The organism is Pyxidicoccus caerfyrddinensis, from assembly GCF_010894405.1.
In the GTDB taxonomy this organism is placed as follows: domain Bacteria; phylum Myxococcota; class Myxococcia; order Myxococcales; family Myxococcaceae; genus Myxococcus; species Myxococcus caerfyrddinensis.
Genome location: NZ_JAAIYA010000113.1, coordinates 1 through 917 on the forward strand (window position 1 = coordinate 1; position 917 = coordinate 917).

Consider the following 917-nt stretch of genomic DNA (forward strand, 5'->3'; position numbering starts at 1 on the left):
TCCAACTTCTTCACCGGCATGGACGCCTGCGTCCACTCCCACCCCCTCGGTGTCTGGCTCGCCGTCACCCGCCTGTCCTTCGACATCTCCGTCCTCGAGTTGCTCTGGACTCTCGCTCGCGGCTTCCGCGTCGTGCTCCAGCCGGAAACCCTCTCCCCCTCCTGGCTGCCTCGCGCCGTCCGCCAGCACGCCGTCACCCACCTGCAGTGCACTCCCTCGCTGGCTCGCGCACTCCTGCTCGACTCCGAGTCCGCTGACGCCCTGCGCTCTCTCCAGCAGTTGCTCGTCGGTGGCGAGGCCCTCTCCGCGGACCTGGCTCTCCAGCTGCGCCAGCGCGTGCCCTCCGTCCTCAACATGTACGGGCCCACGGAGACCACCGTCTGGTCCTCCTGCTTCCCCCTCCCCTCTGTGCCCTCGTCCGTCGTCTCTCTCGGACAGCCCATCGCCAATACCTCCCTCTTCGTCCTCGACTCGCACCTGCGCCCCGTCCCCATCGGCGTGCCCGGCGAGCTCTTCATCGGCGGCGCTGGCGTCGTGCGCGGCTACCTCGCACGCCCTCACCTCACCGCTGAGCGCTTCCTTCCCAACCCCTTCTCCTCCATCCCCGGCGAGCGCCTCTACCGCACCGGTGACAAGGTGCGCCGCCTTCCTCACGGCGCCCTGGAGTACCTGGGCCGCCTCGACTTCCAGGTGAAGGTGCGTGGCTTCCGCATTGAGTTGGGCGAAGTCGAAGCCGCCCTCCAGTCGCACCCCCACGTGCGTCAGGCCGTCGTCGTGGTGCGCGAGGACTCTCCGGGCGACAAGCGCCTGGTGGCCTACGCCGTGCCTCCTCCGGGAGCCCTGTCGCCCTCCGCCCCCGAGCTGCGTGACTTCCTCAAGACGAAGCTGCCCGAGTACATGCTCCCCTCGGCCTTCGT

The 917-nt window shown here is 69.2% G+C and carries 1 protein-coding gene; it reads left to right on the forward strand.

Annotated elements, in window-relative coordinates; all coding sequences use genetic code 11:
• Positions 1-917: amino acid adenylation domain-containing protein (locus G4D86_RS51730; protein ID WP_164003097.1), on the forward strand; the 917-nt coding region annotated here is incomplete at both ends.